The organism is Marinobacter shunpengi, from assembly GCF_045449715.1.
Taxonomy (GTDB): Bacteria; Pseudomonadota; Gammaproteobacteria; order Pseudomonadales; family Oleiphilaceae; genus Marinobacter.
The window spans coordinates 208,635-233,828 of sequence record NZ_JBJJLA010000018.1 but is presented as its reverse complement, the minus strand read 5'-3'; the positions used below and the strand labels follow the sequence as shown (position 1 = coordinate 233,828).

The following is a 25,194-nucleotide window of genomic DNA, read 5'->3' as shown; positions in this document are numbered from 1 at the left end:
GTTTCAGTTGCACCGCTGATTAGAGTTTTCCGCCCGTTGGTGTTTCGCCAGGTATTCCCATGGCGTCAGGTCTTCCAGTGAATCGTGGGGACGCTCATCGTTGTATTCCGTTATCCAGGACTCGGTCAGTTCTCGGACTTCGGTGAGGTTCCGGAAGACATACATGTTCAGGATCTCGTCCCGGTAAGTTCGGTTGAAGCGCTCCACGTAGGAGTTCTGAGTCGGCTTCCCTGGCTTAATAAACTCCAGCGATATGCCGTGCTGTTCCGCCCAATCTGCCAGGGCGATGGAGATGAACTCCGGGCCGTTATCCATTCGCAATCTGGCCGGGTAGCCTCGCCAGGCGATGATGCGCTCCAGAACCCGGATGATCCGTGGGGCCGGCAAATTAAGGTCGATCTCGATGGCCAGTACCTCCCGGTTAAAATCGTCCACCACGTTGAAAGTGCGGAACCGGCGACCACAGAACAGACTGTCGTTCATGAAATCCATCGACCAGCACCGATTAACGGTGACTGGTACGCTCAATGGCTCCGGGTTTCGGGTCGGGAGTCGTTTCTTACCCCGTCGTCGTTTATTCAGGTTGAGTGCACAATACAGCCGGTGTACCCGCTTGTGATTCCATCCGTGACCCCAGCGTCGCAGCACCTTGAACAGTTTGCTGAAGCCGTAGGCGGGATAGCGTTCAGTCGCGCTCTGAAGCGCTGCAATCACTGGTTCATCCCGGGAAGTATCCGGCCGATACCGGTACACAGAGTCACTGATGCCAGCGATTCGACAGGCTCTGCGAATGCTGACGCCGTGAGCCTGCTTGAGGTAATCCACCAGTTCTCGTCGAACGGCTGGCTTTACAGCTTTTTTTCGATCACATCCTTGAGCAGTTTGTGATCCAGGCTCAGCTCCGCGTACATCTGCTTCAGCCGGCGGTTTTCCTCTTCAAGCTCCTTGAGGCGCTTCACATCAGAGGCTTCCATGCCGCCGTACTTGGATTTCCAGTTGTAGTAGGTCGCATCGGAGATGCCGTACTCCCGGCAGACTTCCTTGACCAGGCGACCGCCCTCGACCTCCTTCAGGATCTTGACGATCTGGGACTCGCTGTACCGTGATTTCTTCATGTCGTTCTCCGTTTGCCTCATTGTAGGCCGGAGAACTCTAATTACGCATGCACCGATTTTAGGGGATGGTTACACCTGGAACTTTCTGCGGACGAGTGGCTGCAGGAAGCCTGCGAATTCGAAGCCCGTTACGCTCAGAACCAGCGGGTGGAGCAGGGCAGGCGACGACGAGCGGCCTGATCCGAAGATTTTCCCCGGAGAACACTGCTTATTGGCACCAGGCCAAGGGATACGCTTGACCTAAATTCGGGAAAGCGGGCCGGAAACCTGATGAATTGGCCAAACCGTGATCAGTTCAGGTCAAGCGGCGATGTCCGCGCTGCAGTTTGCCGTTTACCGGCTTGGGACTGGAGGTTCTCTTTTTGAGAGTGCCTGTCCATCAGAGTCATTCTCTTTTTGAGAGTGCCTGTCCATCAGAGTCATTACTCCTAAACGCAAGCAAATACCCACTGGCCATTAGCCAGGCATCCCGCTTGGCCTGAATTCCTGAATTACGGCCGAATCTTGGTAGGTCTGGCTAAAAAACAATCAACACGATCTATAGGGACCTTCCCAAGCGTTGATTTGCGTTCTCTGGGCACCAGTTGCCGATCTTTTTTTCTGGGGGTGCCTGTCCATGATCACTTCTCACCGGTGGCCTTTACAGAACGAAGCGGCGTAAAGGACATCCGCGTGACGCGACTGGTTATATTCATGTCCGTTAATGGACCGTATCATCTTCTTGAGGCTCACAAGGCCACTGGTGGAATACGTAGCACTCTCCGTCTTCTAGGGCTTGCGCGTAGCATTCAAGCCCTTCATCCTCATTCTGATACCACTGCTCATCCACCACGCGACATTCGAGCTCGGTGTTGACGATTCTCCAGTCCATGCAGGTAATCACCGAACGCGCCGTTTGAGTGGCCGCCTCTGGCGATTCCGCGTTAACCCAGCAACTCGCGTAGGCCCCGCCGCAAGAGCCGAAGTCACCAGATTCCGGCAATGGCTCCACATGGTACTCAACATAAAAAATGGTCATCAGATCCTAGGAATATAACGCTGAACTTTGCGGTAATTTTGGAGTGGCGAAGCCACGGAAAAATTGTCCGGCAACAGTGACTTGTTACAAATCGACATCGTCAATTCTCCAATGAAAAACCATCACCAGTATATAGCCGTCGATTTGTACGAACAGGGAGGATTTGGATGATCTTTCAGATTCCTCTCTCAGAAGCCATCGATTCTTTTCCGGGCCGTACCCCGCCGCCAATGAAACATACTCTTGAATGTGCCACCTAAATTGCTCAAGAACAAAGTTCGTGCGTTGGTCTTCCGCAACTCCGTTACCTCGAGAAAAATTATTTAAAACATACTTTTCAATTTGTTGAGCTTCTACTTTTAGGTCAATTTCCACGATATCGTCACAGGACTTGCCTACGTACTGATTGATGGCAGCAAGGGGGCATAGGTCTCCCAAATAGATCAGGTCAGAATAGAACCCGTGTCTGTAGCCTACCGCATCATTTAGATGCGAAACGGCGGATAGGTAACCATTAAGCTCTGCGACCCAATATTCTATGCTCGTGTCAGTACCGCTAAGTGTCTTCATAAAGGTAAGCTAAAGCTATTGCTCAAAGCTTTGTAACGCGGTGCGCACCGGCACGCTTTAGCGTGTCCGAGTGCCGCTATTGGTTAGGCTTTTGGGGACTGAAGTATGCGTACGCAGCGCAGCTTTCATCCCGACTTTTTGCATTCTTTAAATCGTCTATCTTTCCTGATATCTCGCTAATTGCCCGAGCTGCTAGCTTGTCACAATAGCGAATCATCTGGTTTACCAAAGAATCACTCGACGCATCAGAGGCATAAATTAGGCTGATGTTTTCAGGCAGGAAATGCCCTTCATAATACGGAACGGCTCGCGAGTTCATGCCCTGGTGCTCACCCAGCTCACAATCTACTATCACTCCTATACGAACATTAGGGGGCGCTCGAAAATGGTTTTTGATGACCAAGTGCCACCCAAACCTTTCGGGATTGACTGCCTCATTTACATCCAACATTGCATAGCAGGGACCACTAACGAAGGGAACTTCACTGACGTAAGATTTCAGTGGCTGTTCAATGAGATAAGACGCGCAAACACTTAGCTGATGGTCACCAATTTTCTTTGTATTTGTGTCGATGGCAATGAGGTAGTCAAAACTATCTTTAAGCGCTGTGAACGTGCTGAATGATGCTCCGAGTGAAGGCGCTGCGATGGAACTAACGACTTTTTCCTTGCCGGACGAAGGGCGCTCGTACCGAGTTTCTAACCTTACAGTGTCGGGATCTGCATCAGCGATAGTCACCCGATCTTGGGAGGGATCATAGTGGACAGTCAGGTGTGAAACCTCACCCTTCGTAGTCGCATAGACATAATCCCTTCTCGGCCTTTCTTGCCGGCTCTTCTTACCCATTTTAGAACCTAACGCCTACATTTGCGGCTGGTTTGGAGCGCAGCGGAAAACCAGTCCGCCAACATGCACTGGTTATGTTTCCGCATTGGCCCCAGCTTCCTCGATGTCCAGTAACTCCTCTTGGCGTTCTAGAATCCGCTCCCAACGGTCCATTAGCCTTGCATTGCGCTCAAGTTGAAGCCTTTGCTGCTCAATAAATGCCTCGTAGGTTGTCGCCTGCTCCCTTGCCGCCTCAAGCTGTCGGCCAGCCTCCTCAAGCTGTCGATCGGTCTCTTCCGCCTGTTCCCAGAACTTTGCCACTTGACGCTCGTACTCGGCCATAGAATCGTCTGCGAACGAATACATTGAGATTGTCATGGCTAGTACGGCTAGAAACCACTTCATTTGCATACTGATACTCCCGGAAACATAACGCCTGCAGCATGCGCGCCCTTGGAATGGAGCCGAAGGCGCAATGTAAAGGGCGTCGCCGTGCCTGCACTGGTTAGCACTGACTCCAGTCTCCGCCGTGGGCACGCCCTATTAATCTGTGGTTTCGAATTCTTGATCGGCTGGACCGGCTTTGAAAGCCCTTACTCTATTGGTCTTCGGATCGTTAAGGAAAACCAGCCAAACATTCCCGTCTTCGGGTAAAGCTATATAGTGAGTCTCGAGCAATCCATGTATTTTCTGCAACCACACCCCCGGATGGTGAATGAAATCGATTACTCGTTTTGTTTTGATTGAATTGGGGATGTGCAGCGCGGCACCGCAACGATTGTAGAGGGTGACGAACTCTGCGCGGGTAAGATGTTCTCTGGAAGAGTCCCTCACATCAGTTACGCCTCGTTCGTCTCTTTGCCCGATATCTACCGGCACAGGATAGAAGTGAGGATTAACCTTTTCTAAGTCAGCGAGGATCTTTTCCGCGTTCCAGTGCTTGTGTGCATTCGCAAATGTCTGAAAATATTCTTCCAGATTACCAATTATGCTGCCGAACGCTATGAGTTCTAAAATTTTCCGGAGGTGAAGGGCCACTAACTCATAATCATAGTCGTGCCTACCGAGAGTTGCCGAGCCACTCAATAGGTTTGCTATGACCGATGAACGATTGCGGATTTCCTCCATGCAACCGCAGTACTCCTTCATTGGCTCCCTGATCATGGGTCTCCTGATTTAAGTGCTAACAGTTTATTCAACGTCAGTTACGACGATATACCAAGCCGCCTTCATTAAAGCAAAAAATCGGAATAGGCTTTAATAACAATAACCTGTGAGCCGGCTAAGTTCTGTCCATCGGTATATACATCCCAAGAAGAGCGACAAAAAGCCGGTAAATTTCGAATATACCGCCAAAATTGGCTGAATATCCGATGGCTATCCGAGAAAAACGTCATCGCCCACCGAAAACATGAAGCGCGTCACTTCATGCCATGAATGTATCCAACAAAAAAGCCCGATCAGCAAACCTAACCGGGCTCCTCGTACTACCTCATCTGGCTACCAACCGCTCAACCACACTTGCTATCGCCACAAGACAGGCAGGTAGCACACCCATCCATAATAACCACAGCCTTGGTATTACACTTCCCACAAAGCGTGGAGTTGGCCGGATACTCACTGGCGCTCTCATCATTAGAAGGCGTCTTCTGAGCCGTCTCAAACTCCGCCCGCTTCTCCGCCAGGATCCGCTTGGTCACGTCGCTCATCTCTTCGGTCTCGATGAGACCAATGGCCTTCAGGTGGCGCTCGATAACGCCGCCGATCTCGGCCACCAGGGACGGCATGAAGACGCCGCCTTTCTTGAAGTAGCCGCCGTTGGGGTCATACACCGAGCGCAGCTCTTCCACCAGGAAGGTCACGTCGCCACCCTTGCGGAACACCGCAGAAATAACGCGGGTGAGGGCGATGACCCACTGGAAGTGTTCCATGGACTTGGAGTTGATAAACACCTCATACGGCTGCCGGCTTTCGTGATCGGTGCCTTCGTTGAGGATGATGTCGTTGATGGTGATGTACATCGCGTGCTCGGCCACCGGCGGCTTGATCTTGTAGGTGGTGCCCAGCAGGAAGTCCGGCCGTTCGATGTTCTCGTTCATCTGAATCGGCGTGTTGGCTCCCTGTTCGGGGGCCGCTGCCTGGGCCTCCGGGTCCGCCTTCTTGACCCGGTAGCCGACGATGTTTTTGGTGATTTTCGCTGTCATGGTCATGGTTCCTGTCAGTTCCCGGATCAGTATTTGCCGTAGGTGCCTTCTTTCATTGCGTCGAACAGGTTGGCGGCGGTGTGGATCTCGCCGTCGTACTCGATCTGTTCATTACCCTTGAAGGTGACCTTGCTGCCGTCGTCCAGGGTGAATTCGTAGAGGGTGTTCTCCAGGTCGGACTCCTTCACCAGCACGCCCTGGAACGCCTCCGGGTTGAAGCGGAAGGTAGTGCATCCCTTCAGGCCCTGTTCGTAGGCGTACATGTAGATATTCTTGAAATCCGGGTACGCGAAGTCCTGGGGCACGTTGGCGGTCTTGGAGATGGACGAGTCCACCCACTTCTGGGCCGCGGCCTGGATGTCCACGTGCTGCTTCGGGCTCACGTCGTCGGACGTGGTGAAGTACTCCGGCAGCTTCTTGTCGGCGTCTTCGGAGAAGGGCATGGCGCCGCTGTTGATCAGGTGGCGGTAGGCCAGCAGCTCGAAACTGAACACATCCACCTTCTCCTTGGTCTTGCGACCCTCCCGGATGATGTTGCGGGAGTAGTGATGCGAGAAGCTCGGCTCGATGCCGTTACTGGCGTTGTTGGCCAGTGACAGGCTGATGGTGCCGGTGGGCGCGATGGAGGTGTGGTGGGTGAAACGGCCACCTTTCTCGGCCAGCTTCTCAACCAGTTCCGGCTCTACCTCGGCAATGCGCTTCATGTAGTTGCTGTACTTGGCGTGCAGGAGGCGGCCCTTCACCTTGTCGCCCAGCTTGTAGCCGTCCTCGGCCAGTTCCGGGCGCCAGGCCAGCATCTTCGGGGTGATCTCGAACTCTTCGTCCATGATCGGCGCGGCGCCTTTTTCCTCGGCCAGGGCCAGGGACTGGCGCCAGCCTTCCACAGCCATCTCGCGGACCACGTCTTCGGTGAACTGCACGGATTCCTCGGAACCATAGGGCATGCGCAGCATGGCCAGGGTGGAGCCCAGGCCGAGGATGCCCATGCCGTGGCGGCGTTTGTTCATGATCTCGTGGCGCTGTTCCTTCAGGGGCAGGCCGTTGATTTCCACCACGTTGTCCAGCATGCGGGTGAAGATGGCCACCACCTGGCGGTACTTCTCGTAGTTGAAGCTGGCCTTGTCGGTGAAGGGGTTCTCCACGAACTTGGTCAGGTTCACCGAACCCAGCAGGCAGCTACCGTAGGGGGGCAGGGGCTGCTCGCCGCAGGGGTTGGTGGCACGGATTTCCTCGCAGAACCAGTTGTTGTTCATCTGGTTCACCTTGTCGATGAGGATGAAGCCGGGCTCCGCGTAGTCGTAGGTGGACGTCATGATGGTGTCCCAGATCAACTGGGCCTTCAGGGTCCGGTAGATACGACAGGCGACCTTGCCTTCGTCGTTGACCACGTAGCCTTCCTGCACCGGGAAATCACGGTAGACGAACTGGCTGGTGTCGTTCAGGTCCAGGCCTTCGTCCTCGGCTTCCTTCTGGGTGACCGGGAAGGACAGGTGCCAGTCGTCGCCGTTGCGCACCGCTTCGATGAAGTCTTCGGTGATCAGCAGTGACAGGTTGAACTGGCGCAGGCGGGCGTCTTCACGCTTGGCCTGGATGAACTCCAGTACGTCCGGGTGGTGCACGTCGAAGGTGGCCATCTGGGCACCGCGACGACCACCGGCAGAGGACACGGTGAAGCACATGCGGTCGAAGATATCCATGAACGACAGCGGGCCGGAGGTGGTGGCGCCGGCGCCGGCCACGTATGCACCGCGGGGGCGCAGGGTGGAGAACTCGTAGCCGATACCGCAACCGGCCTTCAGGGTCAGGCCCGCCTCGTGGTTCTTCTCCAGGATGTCGTTCATGGAATCCTGGATGGTGCCGGACACGGTGCAGTTGATGGTGGAGGTGGCCGGCTTGTGGGCCTCGGCACCGGCGTTGGAGGTAATCCGGCCCGCCGGGATGGCACCGTGCTGCAGGGCCCAGACGAACTCCTTCATGTACTTGTCGCGCTTGGCCTTGGGCTCGACCTCAGACAGGGCCTTGGCCACCCGCTGGTAGGTCTCCTGGATGTCGCGGTCTACAGGTTCACCGGTCTTGGTCTTCAACTGGTACTTGCTGTTCCAGATGTCCAGAGAGGCATCCTGCATCGGAATATCAGTGGTTACTACCTGTAGTTTTGCGCTCATCTCCACCCTCGATTTGCATGATTTCTTATGGTCAGAACACCGCGACTGCGGCGCTCACGGCGGGTTTGACGGTCCTGTCGGGGTTTGCGTCAAACACTATATCTAGTTGGGATAGGTGCGAGTATAGACACTATATAGTGTTGTGTGAAGAAAGGAGGAGCTATTAAACGGGGGTAAGTGGTGCAAAAAAATTATCAGGAAAACCTTGCAACGCCGGGAAGCCAGAAGCCACAAGGCCTGGGACAAAACCGGCCAGAATCGATACGGGTTTCAGGTGTGTGAAACAGGGCGCTGATGCTGGTCAGGCCCTGTTCACATTGGTGACTTTATCGCCGCGAAGGGTCAGCTCAGCAATAAAGCGTCGTCTTCCACCGCCAGGCCGCGCTGTTTCTCGAACAGGTCCAACAGGTCTTTCACTTCCAGTCCCTGGCGTTCCTCGCCGGCGATGTCGAACACCACCTGGCCCTGGTGGAGCATCACCGTGCGGTCGCCCACTTCCAGCGCCTGTTTCATGCTGTGGGTGACCATCAGCGCCGTGAGCTTCTGCTCGGCGATGATCTCCTGGGTCAGTTCCAGCACGAAGGCGGCGGTTTTCGGGTCCAGGGCGGCGGTGTGCTCGTCCAGTAGCAGGATGGCGGAGGGTGTCAGGCTGGCCATCAGCAGGCTCACGGCCTGGCGCTGGCCACCGGACAGCAGCCCCATCTTGTCCCCCAGGCGGTTCTCCAGGCCCAGGTTGAGCTTGGCCAGGGCCGTGCGGAAGCGGTCCATGTAGCTGCGTTTGACGGCGGCACTCAGCCACCGGCGCTGGCCCCGCTTGATGGCCAGGGCCAGGTTCTCCTCGATGGTCAGGCCCTCGCAGGTGCCGGCCAGCGGGTCCTGGAATACCCGGGCCACGCGGTGGGCGCGCTTGTGGGTGGGCAGCCGGGTGACGTCCTGGCCATCCACTTCGATGCGGCCGGAATCCACCATCACCTCGCCGGCGAGGGCATTGAGGAAGGTGGACTTGCCCGCGCCGTTGCTGCCGATCACGGTGACGAACTCGCCCTGGTGCACGGTCAGGCTCATGCCCCGCAGGGCCGGGTTTTCCAGGGGCGTGCCCTGGCCGAAGGTGAGCTTGAGGTTGTCTGCACTGATCATGTATCGCTCCTTTCTCCAGCTCTAGGCCTTATTGCGGGTCATTCTGGCCTGCAGCTTCGTGCGGAAGCCGGGCAGGACAATGGCCAGGGTGACCAGGATGGCGGTGATCAGGTTCAGGTCCTGGGCTTGCAAGCCAAGCACATCCGCGTTCAGGGCGAAGGCGATGGCCAGGCGGTAGACAATGGCGCCCACCACGGCGGCGATCAGTGCCCGTACCACGGTGCGGGGTGTCACCAGGGCCTCACCACCAATCAGCGAGGCCAGGCCGATGACGATCACGCCCACGCCCATGGTGACATCCGCCGCGCCCTGGCTCTGGGCGAACAGGGCGCCGGCCATGCCTACCAGTCCGTTGGACAGGGCTACGCCCAGCACGATCATGGCGCCGGTGGCGATGCCCTGGGCCCGGGCCATGCGGGGGTTGGCGCCGGTGGCCCGCATGGACAGGCCAACCTCGGACTTCATGAAACGCCACAGCAGTACCAGCACCACCAGGGCGACCACGGCGAAGAGGGCGACCGGGGCCATGTAGTAGTTCTGTGGGGAGAACAGGCTTTCCCACCAGGTAACCACGGTGGTCTCGCCCAGCAGCGCCAGGTTGGGGCTGCCCATGATGCGCAGGTTCACGGAGTAGAGCGCGATCATGGTGAGGATCGAGGCCAGCAGGTTGAGGATGCCCAGCTTGACGTTCAGCAGCGCGGTGACGGCCCCGGCGGCCATGCCGGCAACAATGGCCATCAGGGTGGCCAGCCAGGGGTTCCAGCCACCGAGGATCAGCACGGCAGCAACGGCGGCACCCAGGGGGAAGCTGCCATCGACGGTCAGGTCCGGAAAGTCCAGCACCCGGAAAGAGATGTAGATACCGAAGGCCACCAGACCATAGATCAGGCCGGTCTCCAGGGCACCAAAAAAGGCAATTTCACTTAGCATGAGCAGGCTATCGCTGAGGCTTGGCGCGGGGACCCGGCGCTACCGGCCGGGCCCGCAAAGGAGTTTAGTCGTTGCCGATAACTTTGGTGGCTTCGGAGATCAGGTCGTCATCCAGGGTGACTCCCATTTTCTCGGCGGCACCCGGGTTCACGAACAGGTCCAGCTTGTCCACGGTCTCAACCGGAATGTCCGCCGGGGTTGCACCTTCCAGGATACGGGCCACCATGGCGCCGGTCTGGCGGCCAAGGTCGTAGTAGTCGAAGCCCATGGCGGCCACGGCGCCGCGCTCGACGGTGGCGGTGTCGGCGGCGAAGACCGGGATCTGTGCGCGTTCACCCACGGACACCACGGCCTCGGCGGCACTGATCACGGTGTTGTCGGTGGTCAGATAGATGGCGTCCGCCTTGCCGGCCAGGGAACGGGCGGCCCCCAGCACTTCCGAGGTCTTGGTGGCGGCGGCCTTCTCCAGGGTCAGGCCCCGGGCTTCCAGTCTTTCTTCCAGCAGTTCTACCAGGGCAACGGCGTTGGCCTCGCCGGGGTTGTAGACGGTGCCGATGCGTTTGGCATCCGGTACCACCCGCTGCACCATGTCCAGGTGCCGGTCGATGGGCAGCATGTCGCTGACACCGGTGATGTTGCCGCCCGGGGCTTCCAGGCTGTTCACCAGTTTGGCGCCCACCGGGTCGGTGACGGCGGAGAAGACCACCGGCAGGTTACGGGTGGCGGCGGCCATGGTCTGGGCGGACGGTGTGGCAATCGCCACGATCACGTCCGGCTGCTCGCCGGCGAACTTGCGGGCAATCTGGGCGGCGATGGCGGTGTTGCCCTGGGCACTTTCGTGCATCAGGCTGAGGTTGGAACCCTCTTCGTAGCCCCGTGCCGCCAGTTCATCCTTGACGCCTTCGTGGACCGCATCCAGCGCGGGATGCTCTACAATCTGGGTAATGGCAACCGTCTTGCCGTCCTCTTTACCGTCCTCTGCCTGGGCCAGGCCGAAGCCGGTCATCAGCAGGGCGCTTGCCAGAATTCGCAGAAAAATCTTGGCCATTAGCCGTTTCTCCAGAATAGTGGGATTGTGATGAGGCCCCATAACGCCGCGCGACCTTAGGGTGCCCCTGAAAAAGAGGCGGGAGTTTATCACATGGTTGGCCAGTTTGCGCGGGCCCGGGTATACCGGGTTATCCCGTATAATGGTTCGCAAATCGCCACTCCGGAATGACGGGGCTACATAAATTTTATATGGATCACACTTTGACGGCTGTGGCCATGTTGCAATAGTCTTCAGTTCATCCGGCGGGAATTGCTGGAAATCTCAACGATAACAACAAACAGGCGCTGTCCTTCGATGGCATGGGCGCCTCTCAGCCAGAGGTCTTAGGGAAGACGCATGAGTAAACAACAAAAACTACCACTGGATATGATTTACCACTGGGAAACGGCCAGGGCCGAAAAGGTCTACATGACCCAACCCGTGGGCAACGGCAAGACCGTGGATTTCACCTGGCGCCGGGCGGTGGGGGAGGCTCGTCGTATGGCCACCTACCTGAAGTCCCTGGACCTGCCGGAGAAGAGCCGCATCGGCATCGTGTCCAAGAACTGCGCCCACTGGATCATGTCCGACTGGGCCATCTGGATGGCCGGGCATATTTCGGTCCCCCTGTATCCCACCCTGAACGCCGATACCGTCAGCTACATCATCGAACACGCGGAGATCCCCGTGCTGTTCGTGGGCAAGCTGGATGACTGGGAAAGCATGAAACCCGGCGTGCCGGACTCGGTGGAATGCATTACCTATCCCCTGAGCCCGTCCACCAGCTTCAAGACCTGGGACGACATTGTGGCGGAGCATCCGCCCATGACCGAAAACACCGAGCGGGATCCGGAGGAACTGGCGACCATCGTGTACACCTCCGGCAGTACTGGCCGACCGAAGGGGGTAATGCTCAGCTTTGCCAACCTGTCTTACGCGGCCACCGGCGCCGCGGACCGGCTGGAAGTCACCCACGAGGACCGTTACCTGTCCTACCTGCCGCTGGCGCATGTGTTTGAGCGTTATGTGGGTGAGCTGACCTCCATGAACAAGGGGTTCCACCTGTTCTTCGCCGACACCCTGGATTCCTTTGTGGAGGACCTGCAGCGGTGCGAACCGACCCTGTTCATTGCGGTGCCGCGTATCTGGACCAAGTTCCAGCACGGCGTGTTCGAGAAGATGCCCCGTGAAAAACTTGAAAAACTGCTGAAGATTCCCCTGCTAAACCGTTTGATCAAGAAGAAGATTCTCACCAATCTTGGGCTTCAGCATGTGCGTTACGCCGGCTCCGGTTCCGCCCCCTTGTCCCACGATATCCTGGAGTGGTATCGCAACCTGGGGCTCGAACTGCTGGAAGGTTACGGCATGTCGGAGAACATCGCCTATTCCCATACCACCCAGCCGGGTCGTGCCCGGACCGGTTACGTAGGGGAGGCTCTGCCGGGTGTGGAGTGCCGGATTGGCGAGCATGGCGAGGTCCAGGTGAAGAGCCCCGCCACCATGATGGGCTACTACAAGGACCCGGAGCGCACGAAGGAGGCCTTTACCGAGGACGGCTTCCTGAAGACCGGCGATGTGGGTGAGATCGACGAACTGGGACGCCTGAAGCTCACCGGTCGCCTGAAAGAGATCTTCAAGACCAGCAAGGGCAAGTATGTGGCCCCGGCGCCCATCGAGAACAAGCTGATGAGCGACGACCACATCGAGGCGGTGTGCGTGTCCGGTGAGAACCAGGTATCGCCGTTCTGCCTGGTGATGCTCTCGGAGGCGGCCCAGGAGAAGCGTGACGATCCGGCCTTCCGGGAGGAACTGGAAAAGGACTTCGTGGAACTGCTGAAGGACGTCAACCAGACCCTGGACCCCCACGAGCACCTGCGGTTCCTGGTGGTGGTGCGGGAGCCCTGGACCATTGAGAACAACTTCCTGACGCCCACCATGAAGCTCAAGCGCAACGTGGTGGAGGATGCCTACCGCGAGAAGGTGGACGACTGGTATGCTCAGGAAAAGACCGTGATCTGGGAATAATCTCCGTTGCAGGCCGCCGGTATTGTCGGCGGCCTGTTTGGGTAAACCTTATGGCACCGGCCTCTACTGGCCGGTTTTCTGTTTGTGCAGGACCCTTTCATGAGCCGACTGGACGACTTTCAGCAACGTATCCACGACGTTATACCCCTGACCCGCGCCATGGATGCCGGGCTGGAACACTACGACGGACGGCAACTGCTGGTCCGGGCCCCGCTGGCACCCAACAGTAACCACCAGGGCACCGGATTTGGCGGCTCCATCTATTCCGTGGCAGTGCTGGCGGCCTGGGGGTTGATCGAACTGGCGGTGGAGGATGCGGGTGTGAAGGGTACCGTGGTTATCCAGAGTGGCAGCATGGATTATGGCCAGCCGGTGGATGGTGACTTCTTCGCCCTGTGCCAGTTGCCGGAGGCCGGGGAGTGGGATCGCTTCCTGACCATGCTGCGTCGCCGTGGCCGGGGCAGGGTGACGCTGAAATCCGGGCTCTACAGTGGTGAGCCGTCGCTGGAGCCGGAGCAACCCGCCGCTGCCTTTTTCGAGGGGCGTTTCGTCGTTATTGCAGCCTGAATCTTATTGCGGGTTGTAAGCCTGGGCCGACCCGATGGACCGGCTCATCAGGATAATAGGCACGATACCGGCCAGCACGATGATCAGCGCGGGCAGAGCGCTGATGCCCAGCAGTTCGTCCGAGGCGTACTGGTAGACGTGGGTGGCCAGGGTGTCGAAGTTGAACGGCCGCAGTATCAGCGTGGCGGGCAGCTCCTTCATGCAATCCACGAAAACCACCAGCGCCGCCGTCAGCATGGTGCCCCGCAACATCGGCAGGTGAACCCGTAGCAGGGTGGCGGTGGTGCTCTTGCCCAGTGAGCGGGCAGCCATGTCCATGCTCGGGGTGATCTTCTGCAGGCCGCTCTCGAGGCTGCCGGCGGAGACCGCCAGGAACCGCACGGTGTAGGCGAACACCAGGGCGAAGGCCGTGCCGCTGAGCAGCAGCCCGGTACTCACACCGAACCACTCCCGCATCCACGCATCCACCTGATTGTCGAAGGCCGCCATGGGCACGATGACGCCCACCGCCAGCACCGCTCCGGGCATGGCATAACCCAGGCTGGACAGACGCATCAACACCTGCATGGGGCGGGTGTCATGGAGCCTTCGGCTGTAGGCCAGTATGAGACCGATCACCAGGGTGGCGATGGCGGCTGCCGTGGACAGGAACAGGCTGTTGAAGGCGTTCTCCAGGAAGTCCGTGGTCCAGCTCTGGTCGAAATAGATCACCGCGTAGCGAGCCAGTACAAGGGCCGGTATGGCAAACCCCAGCAGGATGGGGGTGGCGCAGGTAATCACACAGACCCACTGGCGCGGGCGGTTCAGGACGAAGCGGTGGATCGGGGCGCGGTTGTCGCGGGCGGCGTACTGTTTCTGACGGCGGCGGGAGTAGCGTTCCAGGGTCACCAGGATCACCACGAAGGTGAGCATGATCATGGCAATCTGCGCTGCCCCACCCAGATTGCCCAGGTTCATCCAGGTATCGAACAGGCCGGCGGTTAGGGTCTGCACTGCGAAGAAATCCACCGTGCCGAAGTCATTGAGGGTTTCCATCAACACCAGTGAGAGCCCCACGGCGATGGCGGGGCGCGCGATGGGCAGAACCACCCGGAAAAAGGTGCTGATCGCCGAATGACCGAGGCTGCGGCTGACCGAGAACAGCGACGGCGACTGCTCCAGGAAGGCAGCCCGGGCCAACAGGTATACATAGGGGTAGAGCACCAGGCCCAGCATCAGGGTGGCACCCCACAGGCTGCGAATCTCTGGAAACCAGTAGTCCCGGGCGCTCTGCCAGCCGAACCAGTCCCGCAGGGCGCCCTGGAGCGGCCCGGCATACTGGAGGAGATCGGTATAGACGTAGGCAATGACATAGGCCGGCACCGCAAAGGGTAGCAGCAAGGCCCACTCGAACACCCGGCGCCCGGGAAACTCGCACATGGTGACCGCCCAGGCGGTGGCCAGGCCGATAAACAGGGTGAGGGCAGACACGCCGGCCATCAGGACCAGGGTGGTGCTGATATAGCGGGGCAGGGTGGTGCTGATCAGGTGGGGCCAGATGTTCTCGTCCGGAAACAGCGCCAGCCAGGCCACGGAGAATACCGGCAGGGCCACGATGGCGGTGATCACGATGGCGGAAATCAGCCATCGGCTGGAGGTACGGCGGGGTGTCAGCGGTGATGGGGTGACCGGGTGCTCGACAGCGTCCGCCTGGTTCATGGCAATCCTGTTCAGTTGGAAAAGGACGGAAGTGTAGCCATCAGCCGATCCCGCTTCAATTCATCCTGTCATTCCGGAGCCCCATTGCAGGGCTCCGGAACCGGTTTCAGGCAAGGCGATCAGTTGTCATAGTCGACCCGGTCCACCATGCGCACGGCCTTGTCGGCGTTCTCGGCAATGGTTTGCAGGGACAGGGTGTCGGCGTTCAGCTCGCCCCATTCCGCAACGATACCGGTGGCCGGTACCTCTGGGTTGGCCGGGAACTCGGAATTGGCCTCGGCGTAGATCTGCTGAGCCTCGTCGCCGGACAGGAACTCCATCAGCTTGATGGCGTTGTCACGGTTGGGGGCGCTTTGGGTCAATGCAATACCACTGATGTTGACGTGGGTGCCGCGGTCTTCCGCGTTGGGGAACACGATGCGAACCTGCTCGGCAATCGGGCGTTGCTCCTCATCCTGCAGCATTACGCCGTAGTAGTAGCTGTTGCCCACGGCCACGTCGCAGACACCCTCGGTGACGGCGCGGATCTGGTCACGGTCGCCCCCCTGGGGTTTGCGGGCCAGGTTGTTCTTCAGGCCCTGCAGCCACTCCTCGGCCTGTTCCTCGCCATGGTGGGCGATCATCGAGGAGAACAGCGCAATATTGTAGGGGTGCTTGCCGCTGCGGGTGCAGATACGGCCTTCCCATTCCGGCTCCGCCAGTTCTTCGTAGGTGGTGATCTCACCTTCTTCCACCCGGTCCAGGGAGGTGAAGATCATCCGGCCCCGGGTGGTCAGGGCAAACCATTTGCCTTCCGGGTGGCGCAGGTTCTCCGGAATGTTCTGCTCCAGGGTGTCATTGTCCACCGGCGCGGTCAGGTCCCGCTCCACCAGTTCGGAGATGCGGGAAATGTCCACCGTCATCACCACGTCCGCCGGGCTGTTACGGCCCTCCCTTTCCAGGCGTTCCGCCAGGCCCTTCTTGGCGAACACCACGTTGGTCTCGATACCGGTTTCCTCGGTAAAGGCATCCAGCAGCGGCTTCAGCAGGAACTCCTGGCGGTAGGAGTAGATGTTGACCTCGCCACTGGCGGCGGCGGGCAGGGGGGCGAATATCAGGGTGGAGGCCGCAGCGAGCGCGGAAAGTTTCTTTTTCATCATGTTATTCCTGAATATTAAGTTGAGAAACACATGCATTCTCGTTTGCAAACACAAGACTGTCAACGACTGTAAAAAGAAGCGCTCCACTTCAAGTTTTCAGCGACAGGGCTCTGTCCTTCGGAAGCTTTTCCGGTTAGCTTGCCGACTGTAAGGCCTACTTACTGACTGGAATCAAGCAGCGACCATGACCACGATGAAGCAGAGCGACCGACGCGAACACATCAGAACAGCCCTGAACGCCAAAGTGAAAGTGTCCCACGACTCTCTGGGGGAAGGGGTGTTCTCCACCCGTGATATCTCCGATGGTGGTATTTTTGTAGTGGTTGAGGACAGCGGCTTCGCGCCTGAGATTGGGGATGTGGTGACGGTCCAGGTCCAGGGGCTTCCGGTTCCCGCCCCGGAGCTCACCATGGTCGTCGTACGCAAGAGCAATGACGGGTTTGGTCTTCAGTTCGCCGGAGATTGATCCGCCGCTAATGGCCGATTAGGTATCCTTTCTACCCCTTTCTTCACATTTTTCTGCAAACCTGACAGGTTGCTTGGCATTTTGTGAATTGTGTCACAGTATTACGTTATGTTGCGGAACGACAATATACGTAACAGTGTGTGGCAATTGGTTACTCTTCAATATCCATTTGTAATGGATTAAAGACAGGGAGGTGGCGACAATGGAAGTTGTCAGAGATCGTCCAGGACAGAGGTGGAAGGTGGGAGTATCCCAGAAAAAGGTCTACACACAGGACCTGGAGGTTGGCATGTTCGTGTCTGACCTTGATAAGCCGTGGCATCGCACTCCCTTTCCCATTCAGGGTTTTCATATCCGGTCGCAGGATGATATCCGTGCCCTGATCTCCCATTGCCGCTGGGTAATGATCGACGTGGCCGAGGGCCGCGACAGTCTGGAATACGACCAGGCCGGCGCCCCCAGCTTTGCCCGCCGTGCCAGCCGCAAGATCAAGCCCCAGGATCTGATCAAGCTGCCACCGATCCAGGTGAAAAAGCCCGTACGGCACCAGGCCAAACGCTCGCTGAAGCGAGAGCTCCGGGCCAGTGGCCCGCTGCTGCGTTCCGCCGAGGATGCCATCCGCAAGGTGGCGGGCAGCCTGCGAAATGACATGGTTCCCGACCTGCGGCCGGTGGCCAGAGTTGCCCGCCGCATGACGTCCAGCGTGATCCGTAACCCGGACGCGTTGTTGTGGCTGGCCCGGGTTCGCCAGCAGGACGACTACACCTACCAGCACTCCCTGAAGACCGCGGTCTGGGCCCTGGTGCTGGGGCGACATCTTGGTCTGGATGAGTCGCTACTGAATACCCTGGCCACCGGATGCCTGCTGGCCCATGTGGGCAAGGCGGAGCTGCCCCGGGAGGTGGTATTCAACGAATACCAGCTTGATGCCGGGCAGTTTGAGGAATTTCGTACCTACGTGGACAGGGGTGTACGCCGGCTGGAAGAGGCGGGTGTGTCCCGGGGGGTGATTGCCGTGGTCCGGGGACACCGGGAGCGGCACAACGGTTCCGGTTTTCCCGCCGGGGTCCGTGGCGACCGTATTCCGTTGCTGGCCAAGATCGCCGGTCTGGTGGATTACTACGAGTCGCTGATCGCGCCCCGGGAAGGCTACCAGCCCCTGTCTCCGGCCCAGGCGGTCAGCCAGCTTTTCGAACTGCGTAACGTGGAGTTCCAGGAAGACCTGGTGGAACAGTTCATTCAGTCGGTGGGTATCTATCCCATCGGCACCCTGGTACAGCTTACCAATGGCCAGCGTGGGGTGGTGGTGTCCCATTCACCCAAGCGCCGGTTGATGCCCAAGGTCATGCTGATGACCGACATCGACCAGCAGCCCCTCAAGGCCGCCCGGATGGTTAACCTGGCGACCTGCAATGAAGGCCGGCTGGTCAGCGACTCCCTCCGGGTGGAGGGTTGTCTGCCCAATGACACTGATGGCCTGGATCCGTCACGGTACGATGTGACCGGTGCCGAATCCCGTTGGAATCTGCGTCGGCTGATAGGTGCCTGAGCGGCACCCGCATCCTTCCCTGGTTGTTATTGCCGGTCATATGTCTGCCGTTCAGGCAGCCACGCCCTTGAAATTCTCATAGGGCGGCTCAACATATAGCGCTTTCGCAATCGACATTCCCTGTCTGGAAGCCGCTATGACCAGCCAACCGTCCCCGTCCGACGCTCCCGTGCTGGCCCTGGAAATCGAAGGGCTCAGGAAACGCTATGGTAGTGGTTTCGAGGCCCTCAAGGGCATCGACCTGCACGTGCGTGAAGGGGACTTTTTTGCCCTGTTGGGGCCGAACGGCGCGGGCAAGTCCACCACCCTGGGTATTGTCTGTTCGCTGGTGAACAAGTCTTCCGGCACTGTCAGGGTGTTCGGCCACGATATCGATACCGACCTGGCGGCGGCCAAGCTCAATCTTGGCGTGGTGCCCCAGGAGTTCAACTTCAACCAGTTCGAGAAAGTGTTCGATATTGTCACCACCCAGGCCGGGTACTATGGCATTCCGCTGCGCAAGGCGCGGGTATCGGCGGAGCATTACCTGAGGAAACTGGGGCTCTGGGACAAGCGCGATGCGCCGGCGCGCCAGCTCTCAGGCGGCATGAAACGCCGTTTGATGATTGCCCGGGCGCTGGTGCATGAGCCGCGCCTGCTGATCCTGGACGAGCCCACCGCCGGTGTGGATATCGAGTTGCGCCGCTCCATGTGGACCTTCCTCGAGGAAATGAATCGCAACGGCACCACCATTATCCTCACCACCCACTACCTGGAAGAGGCGGAAGCCCTGTGCCGCAATATCGCCATTATCGACCATGGCGAGATTCTCCGGCACACCAGCAAGAAGGATCTGCTGGCCCAGCTTCATGTGGAGACCTTCGTGCTGGACACTGAGCAGGCGCTGACCCAGGCGCCGGAACTGGATGGGTTCACCACCCGCCTGGACGGTGAGGGCGCACTGGAGGTGGAAGTGGCCAAGAGCCAGGGCCTCAATGGTGTCTTTGCCCAGCTTGACCGACTGGGTATCCGGGTGCTGAGCATGAGGACCAAATCCAACCGCCTGGAGGAGCTGTTCCTGCATATGGTGGAAGAAAACGCCCGTCAGGTGGAGGTGACCAAATGAATCCGGCCGCCATCCTCACCGCCTTCATGACCATTGTTACCCGGGAGATCCGCCGTTTTACCCGGATATGGCCCCAGACCCTGCTGCCGCCGGCGGTCACCATGACCCTGTACTTCGTGATCTTCGGCAACCTGATCGGTTCGCGGATCGGCACCATGGGAGGCCTCGACTATATGGCCTTCATTGTGCCGGGGCTGATCATGATGGCGGTGATCACCAGTTCCTATGGCAATGTGGTTTCGTCTTTCTTCAGCATGAAGTTCCAGCACAGCATCGAGGAACTGCTGGTGTCGCCCACCCCCAACTGGGTGATCCTGGCCGGTTACGTGGCCGGTGGCATGGCCCGCGGCCTGGGGGTGGGGCTGATTGTGACGCTGCTGTCCCTGGGCTTTACCCGGCTGCAGGTCCATCACCTGCCAATGATGGTGCTGACGGTGATCCTGACCTCGGCGCTGTTTTCCCTGGGTGGGTTCATCAATGCCATGATGGCCACGAAGTTTGATGATATCTCCATCGTGCCGACCTTCGTGCTGACACCGCTGACCTACCTGGGCGGGGTGTTCTATTCCATCGACCTGCTGCCGGGGTTCTGGCAGGGGGTGTCCATGATCAACCCGATCCTGTATATGGTGAATGGCTTCCGGTATGGCATCCTCGGCGTGTCCGATGTGAATCCCTTCCTGTCGCTGGGCATGATCCTGGCGTTTATCGTTATCCTGTCCATGGTGTCCCTGCGCATGTTGCAGCGGGGCAAGGGCATTCGTCACTGAGGAACGGCCATGGCACTTGACCATGCTCCGCTGGGCAAGACCAGCGACTACCCTGAACACTACGCGCCGGAACTGCTGTTTCCGGTGCCACGGGACGACAACCGGCGCCGGATCGACCTGGAGGACGGTCGCTGGCCCTGGTTTGGCGAGGATCTGTGGCAGGCCTGGGAGTTGTCCTGGTTGCGCCCGTCCGGCGTGCCGGAGGTGGCCTGGGGAGAGTTCCGGTTGCCGGCGGCATCCCCCAGCCTGATCGAATCCAAGTCCCTGAAGCTGTACCTGAACTCCCTGAACCAGGAGGTGTTTTCCTCCCACGACCAGGTACGGGACACTATCCAGGGGGACCTGTCCAGCGCTTGTGGGGCACAGGTGACGGTGACCCTGTTCAGTATCGACCGGGGCATGGCGGCGGCGGGGCGTCCGGACGGCGCCATCCTGATCGACGACGAGCCGGTGGACTCGGTGGCCTACGACTATTGCCCGGACGTGCTCAGGGCGGATGGCGACACGGTAACCGAGAGCCTGTGTTCACACCTGCTCAAGAGCAACTGCCCGGTGACCGGCCAGCCGGACTGGGGCACGCTGCACATTGAGTACACCGGGCCGGCCATCGACCGTTCCGCGTTGCTGCGCTATGTGGTGGGGTTTCGCCAGAAGCAGGACTTCCACGAACATTGCGTGGAGACGGTATTCACCGATCTGATGGAAGCCTGCCGCCCCGAACACCTGACGGTCAGCGCCCGTTACACCCGCCGTGGCGGGCTGGATATCAATCCCTGGCGCAGCACCGGTCCGGGGGAGGCGCCCCGGCTGAGGCTGGTACGGCAGTAGTCACGCAGGTGGCTGGGGGAAGGGGAGGTGTGCGACCTACTGGTCGGTTTCCTCTTCCCGCAGCCGGTCCGCCGCTTCTTCCAGTGCGCTGAGGATGGACTTGCGGTCCCGTTCGCAGATCTTGCCGGAATCCAGGTACATGGCGAAGCCGGCGTGTTCATGCTCCACAAAGCTCCGGTTCGGCCCCAGGTCACGGCGGAAGTCGATCACCTCGTAGATGGCCACCGGGCGCCCGAATCCCTTCACCGTAATCTCCCCCTTGTCCCGGCACATGATCCGTTCCTTGATCAGCGAAAAGGTCTCATAGGACACCAGGATCTGCCCTGGCTCCGCCAGTTGTTCCAGGCGGCTGGCCAGGTTTACTTCCTTGCCGATAATGGTGTAGTCCATACGGTTTTCGGCGCCGAAGTTGCCTACCGTGACAAAGCCGGAGCTGATCCCCATGCGGATTTCCAGGGGTGTGCGGATGCCCTGGCTGCGCCAGCGCTGACGCATGATCTTCATGTGGTTGCGCATGTCCACGGCCATGGACACGCAGGCCAGGGCGTCCTCCTTCTGCCCCCGGGAGGACGGGTCGCCGAAGAAGATCATGATGGAATCGCCCACGAATTTGTCGATGGTGCCGCCGTATTTCAGGGCCACTTCCGACATTTCGTTGAAGTAGTTGTTCAGTAGCTCGGTGAGGGCCTCCGGTTCCATTTCCTCGGACAGGTCGGTGAAGCCCTTGATGTCGGAGAAGAACACGCTCAGCTTCTTGCGCCGGGTTTCCAGCCGCACATCCCTTTCACCGGTAAAGATGGACTGCCAGACCTGGGGCGACAGGTACTTGGAGAGCTTGTCGGAGAGGGCGATGGACTGCTCCCGCTGCTTCTGGATCTGGGCCTTGGCGGCAAGAAGGATGCGGGCCTGCTGGTGGGTGTAGTAGGCGGTCACGCAGATAAAGGTACCGGTGCCCAGCAGCGACACCAGGCTGGTGAGCAGCGGCGTGCTGAAATCGTCCGTAACCCCCATCAGGCCCACCACCAGGCCAGCGGCCGCGCACAGCAACAGTGACCCATAGAACCAGAGGTAGAGGCCGCCGACGATCAGGCAGGTGAACATCAGCATCAGCCCCATGGCCAGGGAGGGCACGACAGTCAGGCCGGTCAGACCGATCACGGCGCCGGATATAATGCACTCCACCAGCACCAGGTACTGGCGGATGCGCGGTTCCCGTCCGGCGCCGATATAGCGGCTCAGCAGCAGGACAGTGTGGGGCCACAGCAGTCCTCCGGCCAGCAGCCAGAGCATGTTCTGATGGAAGATGCCGTCCACCACGCCGGCCACGATGATGCCGCAGAATGCGGCGGATCCCAGCACCCGTCCGTTGAAATCCGGCAGCGGCGGGATGGCCCTAGGGGTATCCTCGAAGGGCTTTTCCGGGGCGGATTTACGAGTGGAATCCGGGGTGCTGACGTAGCCTGACATGCTCCATCCCTGTGGAAAACTGATAGGATCGGGAATCCGGTGTGCCGCCACATTGGGAGTGCGTCTCATTCACTCCCTTGTTATTCTGCCGTTCCGGCGGTCGGGTTTCCTGGAAGGAAACCATGGAATCCAACGCTTGAGATTAACAGTAAAGACCATGACGGACAACGCAGGGCACACAGGCTCCACACCTGAACGGGGAGATGTCACTTGACCATGAACACCATTACCCGGGCCATCCTTGATCGCAGTTCCGAGCCCAGGCTCAAGGCGCCCGCGCCCCCCCGGGACGTGCTGGACCTGGCCCTGGCCTGTGCAGCCCGGGCGCCGGACCACGCCCTCCTGCGCCCCTGGCGCTATCTGGTGGTGGAAGGGGAGGCCCTGAAGCAGCTCGGTCGGCTGTTCGAAAGCAGCGCCCCGGAAGACGCCAGCGATGCCCAGCGGCAGAAACTGCGCCAGTCGCCGCTGAGGGCGCCAATGGTATTGGTGGCCATTGCCTCGCCGGTGAGTCATCCGAAGGTTCCCGCCCATGAGCAGGCATATTCCTGCGCCGCCGGGGCCGCCTACCTGGTGCTGGCCCTGCAGGCGGAAGGATACGGTGCCATGTGGCGGACCGGGGCGGTGGCGGAGAGCCCCGTGGTGCGGGATGGGCTCGGCCTGAAGGACGGCGAGTCCATCGTCGGCTTTATCTACACGGGCACCGTGGATGGCGGGAAGCCCACGGTTCCCCGACCGGAGCTCTCTGACTTCGTTTCAGACTGGCCAGGCTGAAGCGGGCCGCCTGTACTGATGACGGCAAGCCAAGGGAAAAGGCTTGCCGCCCCTCATTCCGCCGTGTTTGTTGCTGTCCCTTCCGTAATTCACATCCTGTTGAAAAATAAAGAAATAACAGTTTTTTCGGACTCTGGCATCCTGATTGCTACAGTCATTGCAAACGATCCCTGACCGGCAAAAGCGGCAGGGTGATGCAGTTACTGGAGGCATTATGGCAATCACCTTCGACAAGGCATTGGGTATCCATGAGCAGGCGCTGACCGCCCGCAGCCGTCGCGCGGAAGTGCTGGCGAACAATCTGGCGAACGCCGATACCCCGGGTTTCAAGGCCCGGGATGTGGATTTCCAGGCCATGCTGAATCAGGCCACCGAGGCCAGTCAGGGGGTGTCGATGACCCGCACCCACGATTCCCATATGGATGTGTCCGGTTCCGGCATGTCCGCCGAGTTGCTCTACCGCATGCCCCACCAGCCGTCCATTGATGGCAATACCGTGGATGCACAGCAGGAGCAGACCCGGTACATGCGTAATGCCATGGACTTCCAGGCCAGTTTCCAGTTCCTGGACAGCAAGTTTTCAGGTCTGAAGAAAGCCATTACGAGCCAGTAAGCCGGCACAAGGTGTAGAGGAGAACAACCATGTCCCTGGGAAACATTTTTGATATCGCCGGCTCCGGCATGACCGCACAGCAACTGCGGCTGAACACCACCGCATCCAACATTGCCAATGCGGAGACCGCCAGTTCCAGCATCGACCAGACCTACCGGGCCCGTAAGCCGGTGTTTGCCGCCATGCAGCAGCAGATGCTCAACCCGGACCGGGCCAGCGGCCATTTCCCGTTCGGCGAGGAGGCCGGTGCCGGTGTCAACGTACAGGGCATTGTGGAAAGTGAGAAGGAATTGCAGATGCGCTATGAACCCCACCACCCGGCGGCGAATGAGGAAGGCTATGTCTTCTATCCCAACGTCAACGTGGTAGAGGAGATGGCGGACATGATGTCGTCTTCCCGCAGCTTCCAGATGAACGTGGACGTGATGAATGCCGCCAAATCGATGATGCAGAGGGTGCTGACCCTGGGGCAGCAGTAATCGCCAGTCATTCTTGTTCGGGGATTTGACCAATGAGCATAGTGAATACCACCAACGCGACCACCGACGTACTGGCGGAGTATCGGGCAAAGCAGGAAAGCAGTGCCAGCGGCAGTGAGGAACTCGGTAAGAATGAGTTCATGGAACTGATGATCGCCCAGTTGAAGAACCAGAACCCGCTGGAGCCAAAGGGCAATGGCGAGTTCATCGCCGATCTGGCCCAGTTCAGTTCGCTGGAGGAGATGCAGAACCTCAGCTCCACCGTCGACAGCGTGGTGGGAGAATTCCGTTCTACCCAGGCCCTGCAGGCATCCGCCATGGTGGGCAAGAGCGTGATGGCACCCGCCAATTTCGGCACCCTGGATGAGAGTGGGAAGATGGAAGGCATCGTGAACGTACCAGCCAGCACCGGCGGCCTGCGCATTACCGTCGAGAACGAGCAGGGCGAAATGGTGCGGCAACTGGACCTGGGTGAGGCCTCTGCCGGCCAGCAGAAGTTCAGTTGGGATGGTGAAGACGGCAACGGCAATACCATGCCGCCTGGACGCTATTACATTACCGCCCAGGGCAGCTACCCCAGCGGTACCGAGCAGTTGCAGACCCTGATGAGCGCCAATGTGGACAGCGTGTCCCTGGGCCAGGGCGGCAATATTACCCTGAATCTGGCAGGCATGGGATCGATCCCGCTGTCAGACGTACAGCATATCAACTGAGTGAGGTAA

General features: G+C 59.2%; 24 protein-coding genes. 11 read left to right on the top strand and 13 right to left on the bottom strand.

Annotated elements, in window-relative coordinates; genetic code table 11:
* Positions 1-3 precede the first annotated feature (3 nt).
* The 10 genes from ACJO3T_RS13515 to ACJO3T_RS13470 form a co-directional block, all read right to left on the bottom strand.
* Positions 4-1,115, bottom strand: a protein-coding gene (locus tag ACJO3T_RS13515) for an IS3 family transposase (RefSeq protein ID WP_406977608.1) whose coding sequence is annotated in 2 segments (ribosomal slippage) — positions 4-854 and positions 854-1,115 — 1,113 coding nt in all. Because the reading frame shifts where the segments join, the coding sequence is not laid out codon by codon here.
* A gap of 1,102 nt (positions 1,116-2,217) precedes the next feature.
* Entirely contained in the window at positions 2,218-2,703 is a 486-nt protein-coding gene (locus tag ACJO3T_RS13510; protein ID WP_406978779.1) for a hypothetical protein, read from the bottom strand.
* 76 nt (positions 2,704-2,779) lie between these two features.
* Positions 2,780-3,550, bottom strand: a complete 771-nt coding sequence (locus ACJO3T_RS13505) for a hypothetical protein (protein ID WP_406978778.1) — start codon at positions 3,548-3,550, stop codon at positions 2,780-2,782.
* 72 nt (positions 3,551-3,622) lie between these two features.
* Positions 3,623-3,940, bottom strand: coding sequence for a hypothetical protein (locus ACJO3T_RS13500; RefSeq protein WP_406978777.1), 318 nt, complete (start codon positions 3,938-3,940; stop codon positions 3,623-3,625).
* A 132-nt stretch (positions 3,941-4,072) separates the two neighbouring features.
* Positions 4,073-4,657 (bottom strand): hypothetical protein, encoded by a 585-nt coding sequence (locus ACJO3T_RS13495; RefSeq protein ID WP_406978776.1) that lies wholly within the window; start codon positions 4,655-4,657, stop codon positions 4,073-4,075.
* 383 nt (positions 4,658-5,040) lie between these two features.
* The gene (locus ACJO3T_RS13490) at positions 5,041-5,733 is read right to left on the bottom strand and encodes a TSCPD domain-containing protein (RefSeq protein WP_406962895.1); all 693 of its coding nucleotides are present in this window, start codon (positions 5,731-5,733) and stop codon (positions 5,041-5,043) included.
* A 26-nt stretch (positions 5,734-5,759) separates the two neighbouring features.
* Entirely contained in the window at positions 5,760-7,898 is a 2,139-nt protein-coding gene (locus ACJO3T_RS13485) for an adenosylcobalamin-dependent ribonucleoside-diphosphate reductase (RefSeq protein ID WP_406978774.1), read from the bottom strand.
* Positions 7,899-8,240: 342 nt separating this feature from the next.
* Entirely contained in the window at positions 8,241-9,035 is a 795-nt protein-coding gene (locus tag ACJO3T_RS13480) for an ABC transporter ATP-binding protein (protein WP_406978773.1), read from the bottom strand.
* A 21-nt stretch (positions 9,036-9,056) separates the two neighbouring features.
* A complete protein-coding gene (locus ACJO3T_RS13475; protein WP_406978772.1) occupies positions 9,057-9,965 on the bottom strand; it encodes an ABC transporter permease in 909 nt (302 codons plus the stop codon).
* A 64-nt stretch (positions 9,966-10,029) separates the two neighbouring features.
* Positions 10,030-11,013, bottom strand: coding sequence for an ABC transporter substrate-binding protein (locus ACJO3T_RS13470; RefSeq protein ID WP_406978771.1), 984 nt, complete (start codon positions 11,011-11,013; stop codon positions 10,030-10,032).
* 339 nt (positions 11,014-11,352) lie between these two features.
* Here ACJO3T_RS13470 and ACJO3T_RS13465 point away from each other — a divergent pair, with 339 nt between their 5' ends.
* Together ACJO3T_RS13465 and ACJO3T_RS13460 are read left to right on the top strand one after the other, a co-directional pair.
* Positions 11,353-13,020, top strand: coding sequence for an AMP-binding protein (locus tag ACJO3T_RS13465; protein WP_406978770.1), 1,668 nt, complete (start codon positions 11,353-11,355; stop codon positions 13,018-13,020).
* A gap of 99 nt (positions 13,021-13,119) precedes the next feature.
* Positions 13,120-13,587 (top strand): thioesterase domain-containing protein, encoded by a 468-nt coding sequence (locus ACJO3T_RS13460; RefSeq protein ID WP_406962907.1) that lies wholly within the window; start codon positions 13,120-13,122, stop codon positions 13,585-13,587.
* A 3-nt stretch (positions 13,588-13,590) separates the two neighbouring features.
* On the opposite strand, the gene ACJO3T_RS13455 is transcribed toward ACJO3T_RS13460, so the two are convergent.
* The gene (locus ACJO3T_RS13455; protein WP_406978769.1) at positions 13,591-15,285 is read right to left on the bottom strand and encodes an ABC transporter permease; all 1,695 of its coding nucleotides are present in this window, start codon (positions 15,283-15,285) and stop codon (positions 13,591-13,593) included.
* 119 nt (positions 15,286-15,404) lie between these two features.
* The gene (locus tag ACJO3T_RS13450) at positions 15,405-16,421 is read right to left on the bottom strand and encodes a Fe(3+) ABC transporter substrate-binding protein (protein ID WP_406978768.1); all 1,017 of its coding nucleotides are present in this window, start codon (positions 16,419-16,421) and stop codon (positions 15,405-15,407) included.
* A 196-nt stretch (positions 16,422-16,617) separates the two neighbouring features.
* Here ACJO3T_RS13450 and ACJO3T_RS13445 point away from each other — a divergent pair, with 196 nt between their 5' ends.
* The 5 genes from ACJO3T_RS13445 to queF all read left to right on the top strand — a co-directional run bounded on the left by ACJO3T_RS13445 (position 16,618) and on the right by queF (position 21,142).
* Positions 16,618-16,890, top strand: coding sequence for a PilZ domain-containing protein (locus tag ACJO3T_RS13445; RefSeq protein WP_406978784.1), 273 nt, complete (start codon positions 16,618-16,620; stop codon positions 16,888-16,890).
* A 202-nt stretch (positions 16,891-17,092) separates the two neighbouring features.
* Positions 17,093-18,439 carry an HD-GYP domain-containing protein gene (locus ACJO3T_RS13440; RefSeq protein ID WP_406978767.1) on the top strand — a complete coding sequence of 449 codons (1,347 nt, stop codon included), beginning with the start codon at positions 17,093-17,095 and terminating at the stop codon, positions 18,437-18,439.
* Positions 18,440-18,575: 136 nt separating this feature from the next.
* The gene (locus ACJO3T_RS13435; RefSeq protein ID WP_406978765.1) at positions 18,576-19,544 is read left to right on the top strand and encodes an ABC transporter ATP-binding protein; all 969 of its coding nucleotides are present in this window, start codon (positions 18,576-18,578) and stop codon (positions 19,542-19,544) included.
* Positions 19,541-20,314, top strand: coding sequence for an ABC transporter permease (locus ACJO3T_RS13430; protein ID WP_406978764.1), 774 nt, complete (start codon positions 19,541-19,543; stop codon positions 20,312-20,314). The genes ACJO3T_RS13435 and ACJO3T_RS13430 overlap by 4 nt, the downstream gene beginning before the upstream one ends.
* A gap of 9 nt (positions 20,315-20,323) precedes the next feature.
* A complete protein-coding gene (gene queF, locus ACJO3T_RS13425) occupies positions 20,324-21,142 on the top strand; it encodes an NADPH-dependent 7-cyano-7-deazaguanine reductase QueF (RefSeq protein ID WP_406978762.1) in 819 nt (272 codons plus the stop codon).
* A 36-nt stretch (positions 21,143-21,178) separates the two neighbouring features.
* On the opposite strand, the gene ACJO3T_RS13420 is transcribed toward queF, so the two are convergent.
* Complete coding sequence (locus ACJO3T_RS13420; protein ID WP_406978761.1) at positions 21,179-22,609, bottom strand: adenylate/guanylate cyclase domain-containing protein; 1,431 nt, start codon at positions 22,607-22,609, stop codon at positions 21,179-21,181.
* A gap of 216 nt (positions 22,610-22,825) precedes the next feature.
* Between ACJO3T_RS13420 and ACJO3T_RS13415 the strand changes: the two genes are divergently transcribed.
* The 4 genes from ACJO3T_RS13415 (at position 22,826) to ACJO3T_RS13400 (ending at position 25,185) form a co-directional block, all read left to right on the top strand.
* Positions 22,826-23,380 (top strand): nitroreductase family protein, encoded by a 555-nt coding sequence (locus ACJO3T_RS13415; protein WP_406978783.1) that lies wholly within the window; start codon positions 22,826-22,828, stop codon positions 23,378-23,380.
* A gap of 214 nt (positions 23,381-23,594) precedes the next feature.
* Entirely contained in the window at positions 23,595-23,993 is a 399-nt protein-coding gene (flgB, locus tag ACJO3T_RS13410) for a flagellar basal body rod protein FlgB (protein ID WP_406978759.1), read from the top strand.
* Positions 23,994-24,022: 29 nt separating this feature from the next.
* A complete protein-coding gene (flgC, locus tag ACJO3T_RS13405) occupies positions 24,023-24,472 on the top strand; it encodes a flagellar basal body rod protein FlgC (RefSeq protein WP_406978758.1) in 450 nt (149 codons plus the stop codon).
* Between the two features lie 32 nt (positions 24,473-24,504).
* Positions 24,505-25,185: a flagellar hook assembly protein FlgD gene (locus tag ACJO3T_RS13400; protein ID WP_406978757.1), complete on the top strand. Its 681-nt coding sequence runs from the start codon at positions 24,505-24,507 to the stop codon at positions 25,183-25,185.
* Positions 25,186-25,194: the final 9 nt, after the last annotated feature.

Excerpts from the sequence above, each read along its gene's own strand:
- ACJO3T_RS13510 (WP_406978779.1), bottom strand. The coding sequence starts at position 2,703 with ATGAAGACACTTAGCGGTACTGACACGAGCATAGAATATTGGGTCGCA.
- ACJO3T_RS13505 (WP_406978778.1), bottom strand. The coding sequence starts at position 3,550 with ATGGGTAAGAAGAGCCGGCAAGAAAGGCCGAGAAGGGATTATGTCTAT.
- ACJO3T_RS13500 (WP_406978777.1), bottom strand. The coding sequence starts at position 3,940 with ATGCAAATGAAGTGGTTTCTAGCCGTACTAGCCATGACAATCTCAATG.
- ACJO3T_RS13495 (WP_406978776.1), bottom strand. The coding sequence starts at position 4,657 with ATGGAGGAAATCCGCAATCGTTCATCGGTCATAGCAAACCTATTGAGT.
- ACJO3T_RS13490 (WP_406962895.1), bottom strand. The coding sequence starts at position 5,733 with ATGACAGCGAAAATCACCAAAAACATCGTCGGCTACCGGGTCAAGAAG.
- ACJO3T_RS13485 (WP_406978774.1), bottom strand. The coding sequence starts at position 7,898 with ATGAGCGCAAAACTACAGGTAGTAACCACTGATATTCCGATGCAGGAT.
- ACJO3T_RS13480 (WP_406978773.1), bottom strand. The coding sequence starts at position 9,035 with ATGATCAGTGCAGACAACCTCAAGCTCACCTTCGGCCAGGGCACGCCC.
- ACJO3T_RS13475 (WP_406978772.1), bottom strand. The coding sequence starts at position 9,965 with ATGCTAAGTGAAATTGCCTTTTTTGGTGCCCTGGAGACCGGCCTGATC.
- ACJO3T_RS13470 (WP_406978771.1), bottom strand. The coding sequence starts at position 11,013 with ATGGCCAAGATTTTTCTGCGAATTCTGGCAAGCGCCCTGCTGATGACC.
- ACJO3T_RS13465 (WP_406978770.1), top strand. The coding sequence starts at position 11,353 with ATGAGTAAACAACAAAAACTACCACTGGATATGATTTACCACTGGGAA.
- ACJO3T_RS13460 (WP_406962907.1), top strand. The coding sequence starts at position 13,120 with ATGAGCCGACTGGACGACTTTCAGCAACGTATCCACGACGTTATACCC.
- ACJO3T_RS13455 (WP_406978769.1), bottom strand. The coding sequence starts at position 15,285 with ATGAACCAGGCGGACGCTGTCGAGCACCCGGTCACCCCATCACCGCTG.
- ACJO3T_RS13450 (WP_406978768.1), bottom strand. The coding sequence starts at position 16,421 with ATGAAAAAGAAACTTTCCGCGCTCGCTGCGGCCTCCACCCTGATATTC.
- ACJO3T_RS13445 (WP_406978784.1), top strand. The coding sequence starts at position 16,618 with ATGAAGCAGAGCGACCGACGCGAACACATCAGAACAGCCCTGAACGCC.
- ACJO3T_RS13440 (WP_406978767.1), top strand. The coding sequence starts at position 17,093 with ATGGAAGTTGTCAGAGATCGTCCAGGACAGAGGTGGAAGGTGGGAGTA.
- ACJO3T_RS13435 (WP_406978765.1), top strand. The coding sequence starts at position 18,576 with ATGACCAGCCAACCGTCCCCGTCCGACGCTCCCGTGCTGGCCCTGGAA.
- ACJO3T_RS13430 (WP_406978764.1), top strand. The coding sequence starts at position 19,541 with ATGAATCCGGCCGCCATCCTCACCGCCTTCATGACCATTGTTACCCGG.
- queF (WP_406978762.1), top strand. The coding sequence starts at position 20,324 with ATGGCACTTGACCATGCTCCGCTGGGCAAGACCAGCGACTACCCTGAA.
- ACJO3T_RS13420 (WP_406978761.1), bottom strand. The coding sequence starts at position 22,609 with ATGTCAGGCTACGTCAGCACCCCGGATTCCACTCGTAAATCCGCCCCG.
- ACJO3T_RS13415 (WP_406978783.1), top strand. The coding sequence starts at position 22,826 with ATGAACACCATTACCCGGGCCATCCTTGATCGCAGTTCCGAGCCCAGG.
- flgB (WP_406978759.1), top strand. The coding sequence starts at position 23,595 with ATGGCAATCACCTTCGACAAGGCATTGGGTATCCATGAGCAGGCGCTG.
- flgC (WP_406978758.1), top strand. The coding sequence starts at position 24,023 with ATGTCCCTGGGAAACATTTTTGATATCGCCGGCTCCGGCATGACCGCA.
- ACJO3T_RS13400 (WP_406978757.1), top strand. The coding sequence starts at position 24,505 with ATGAGCATAGTGAATACCACCAACGCGACCACCGACGTACTGGCGGAG.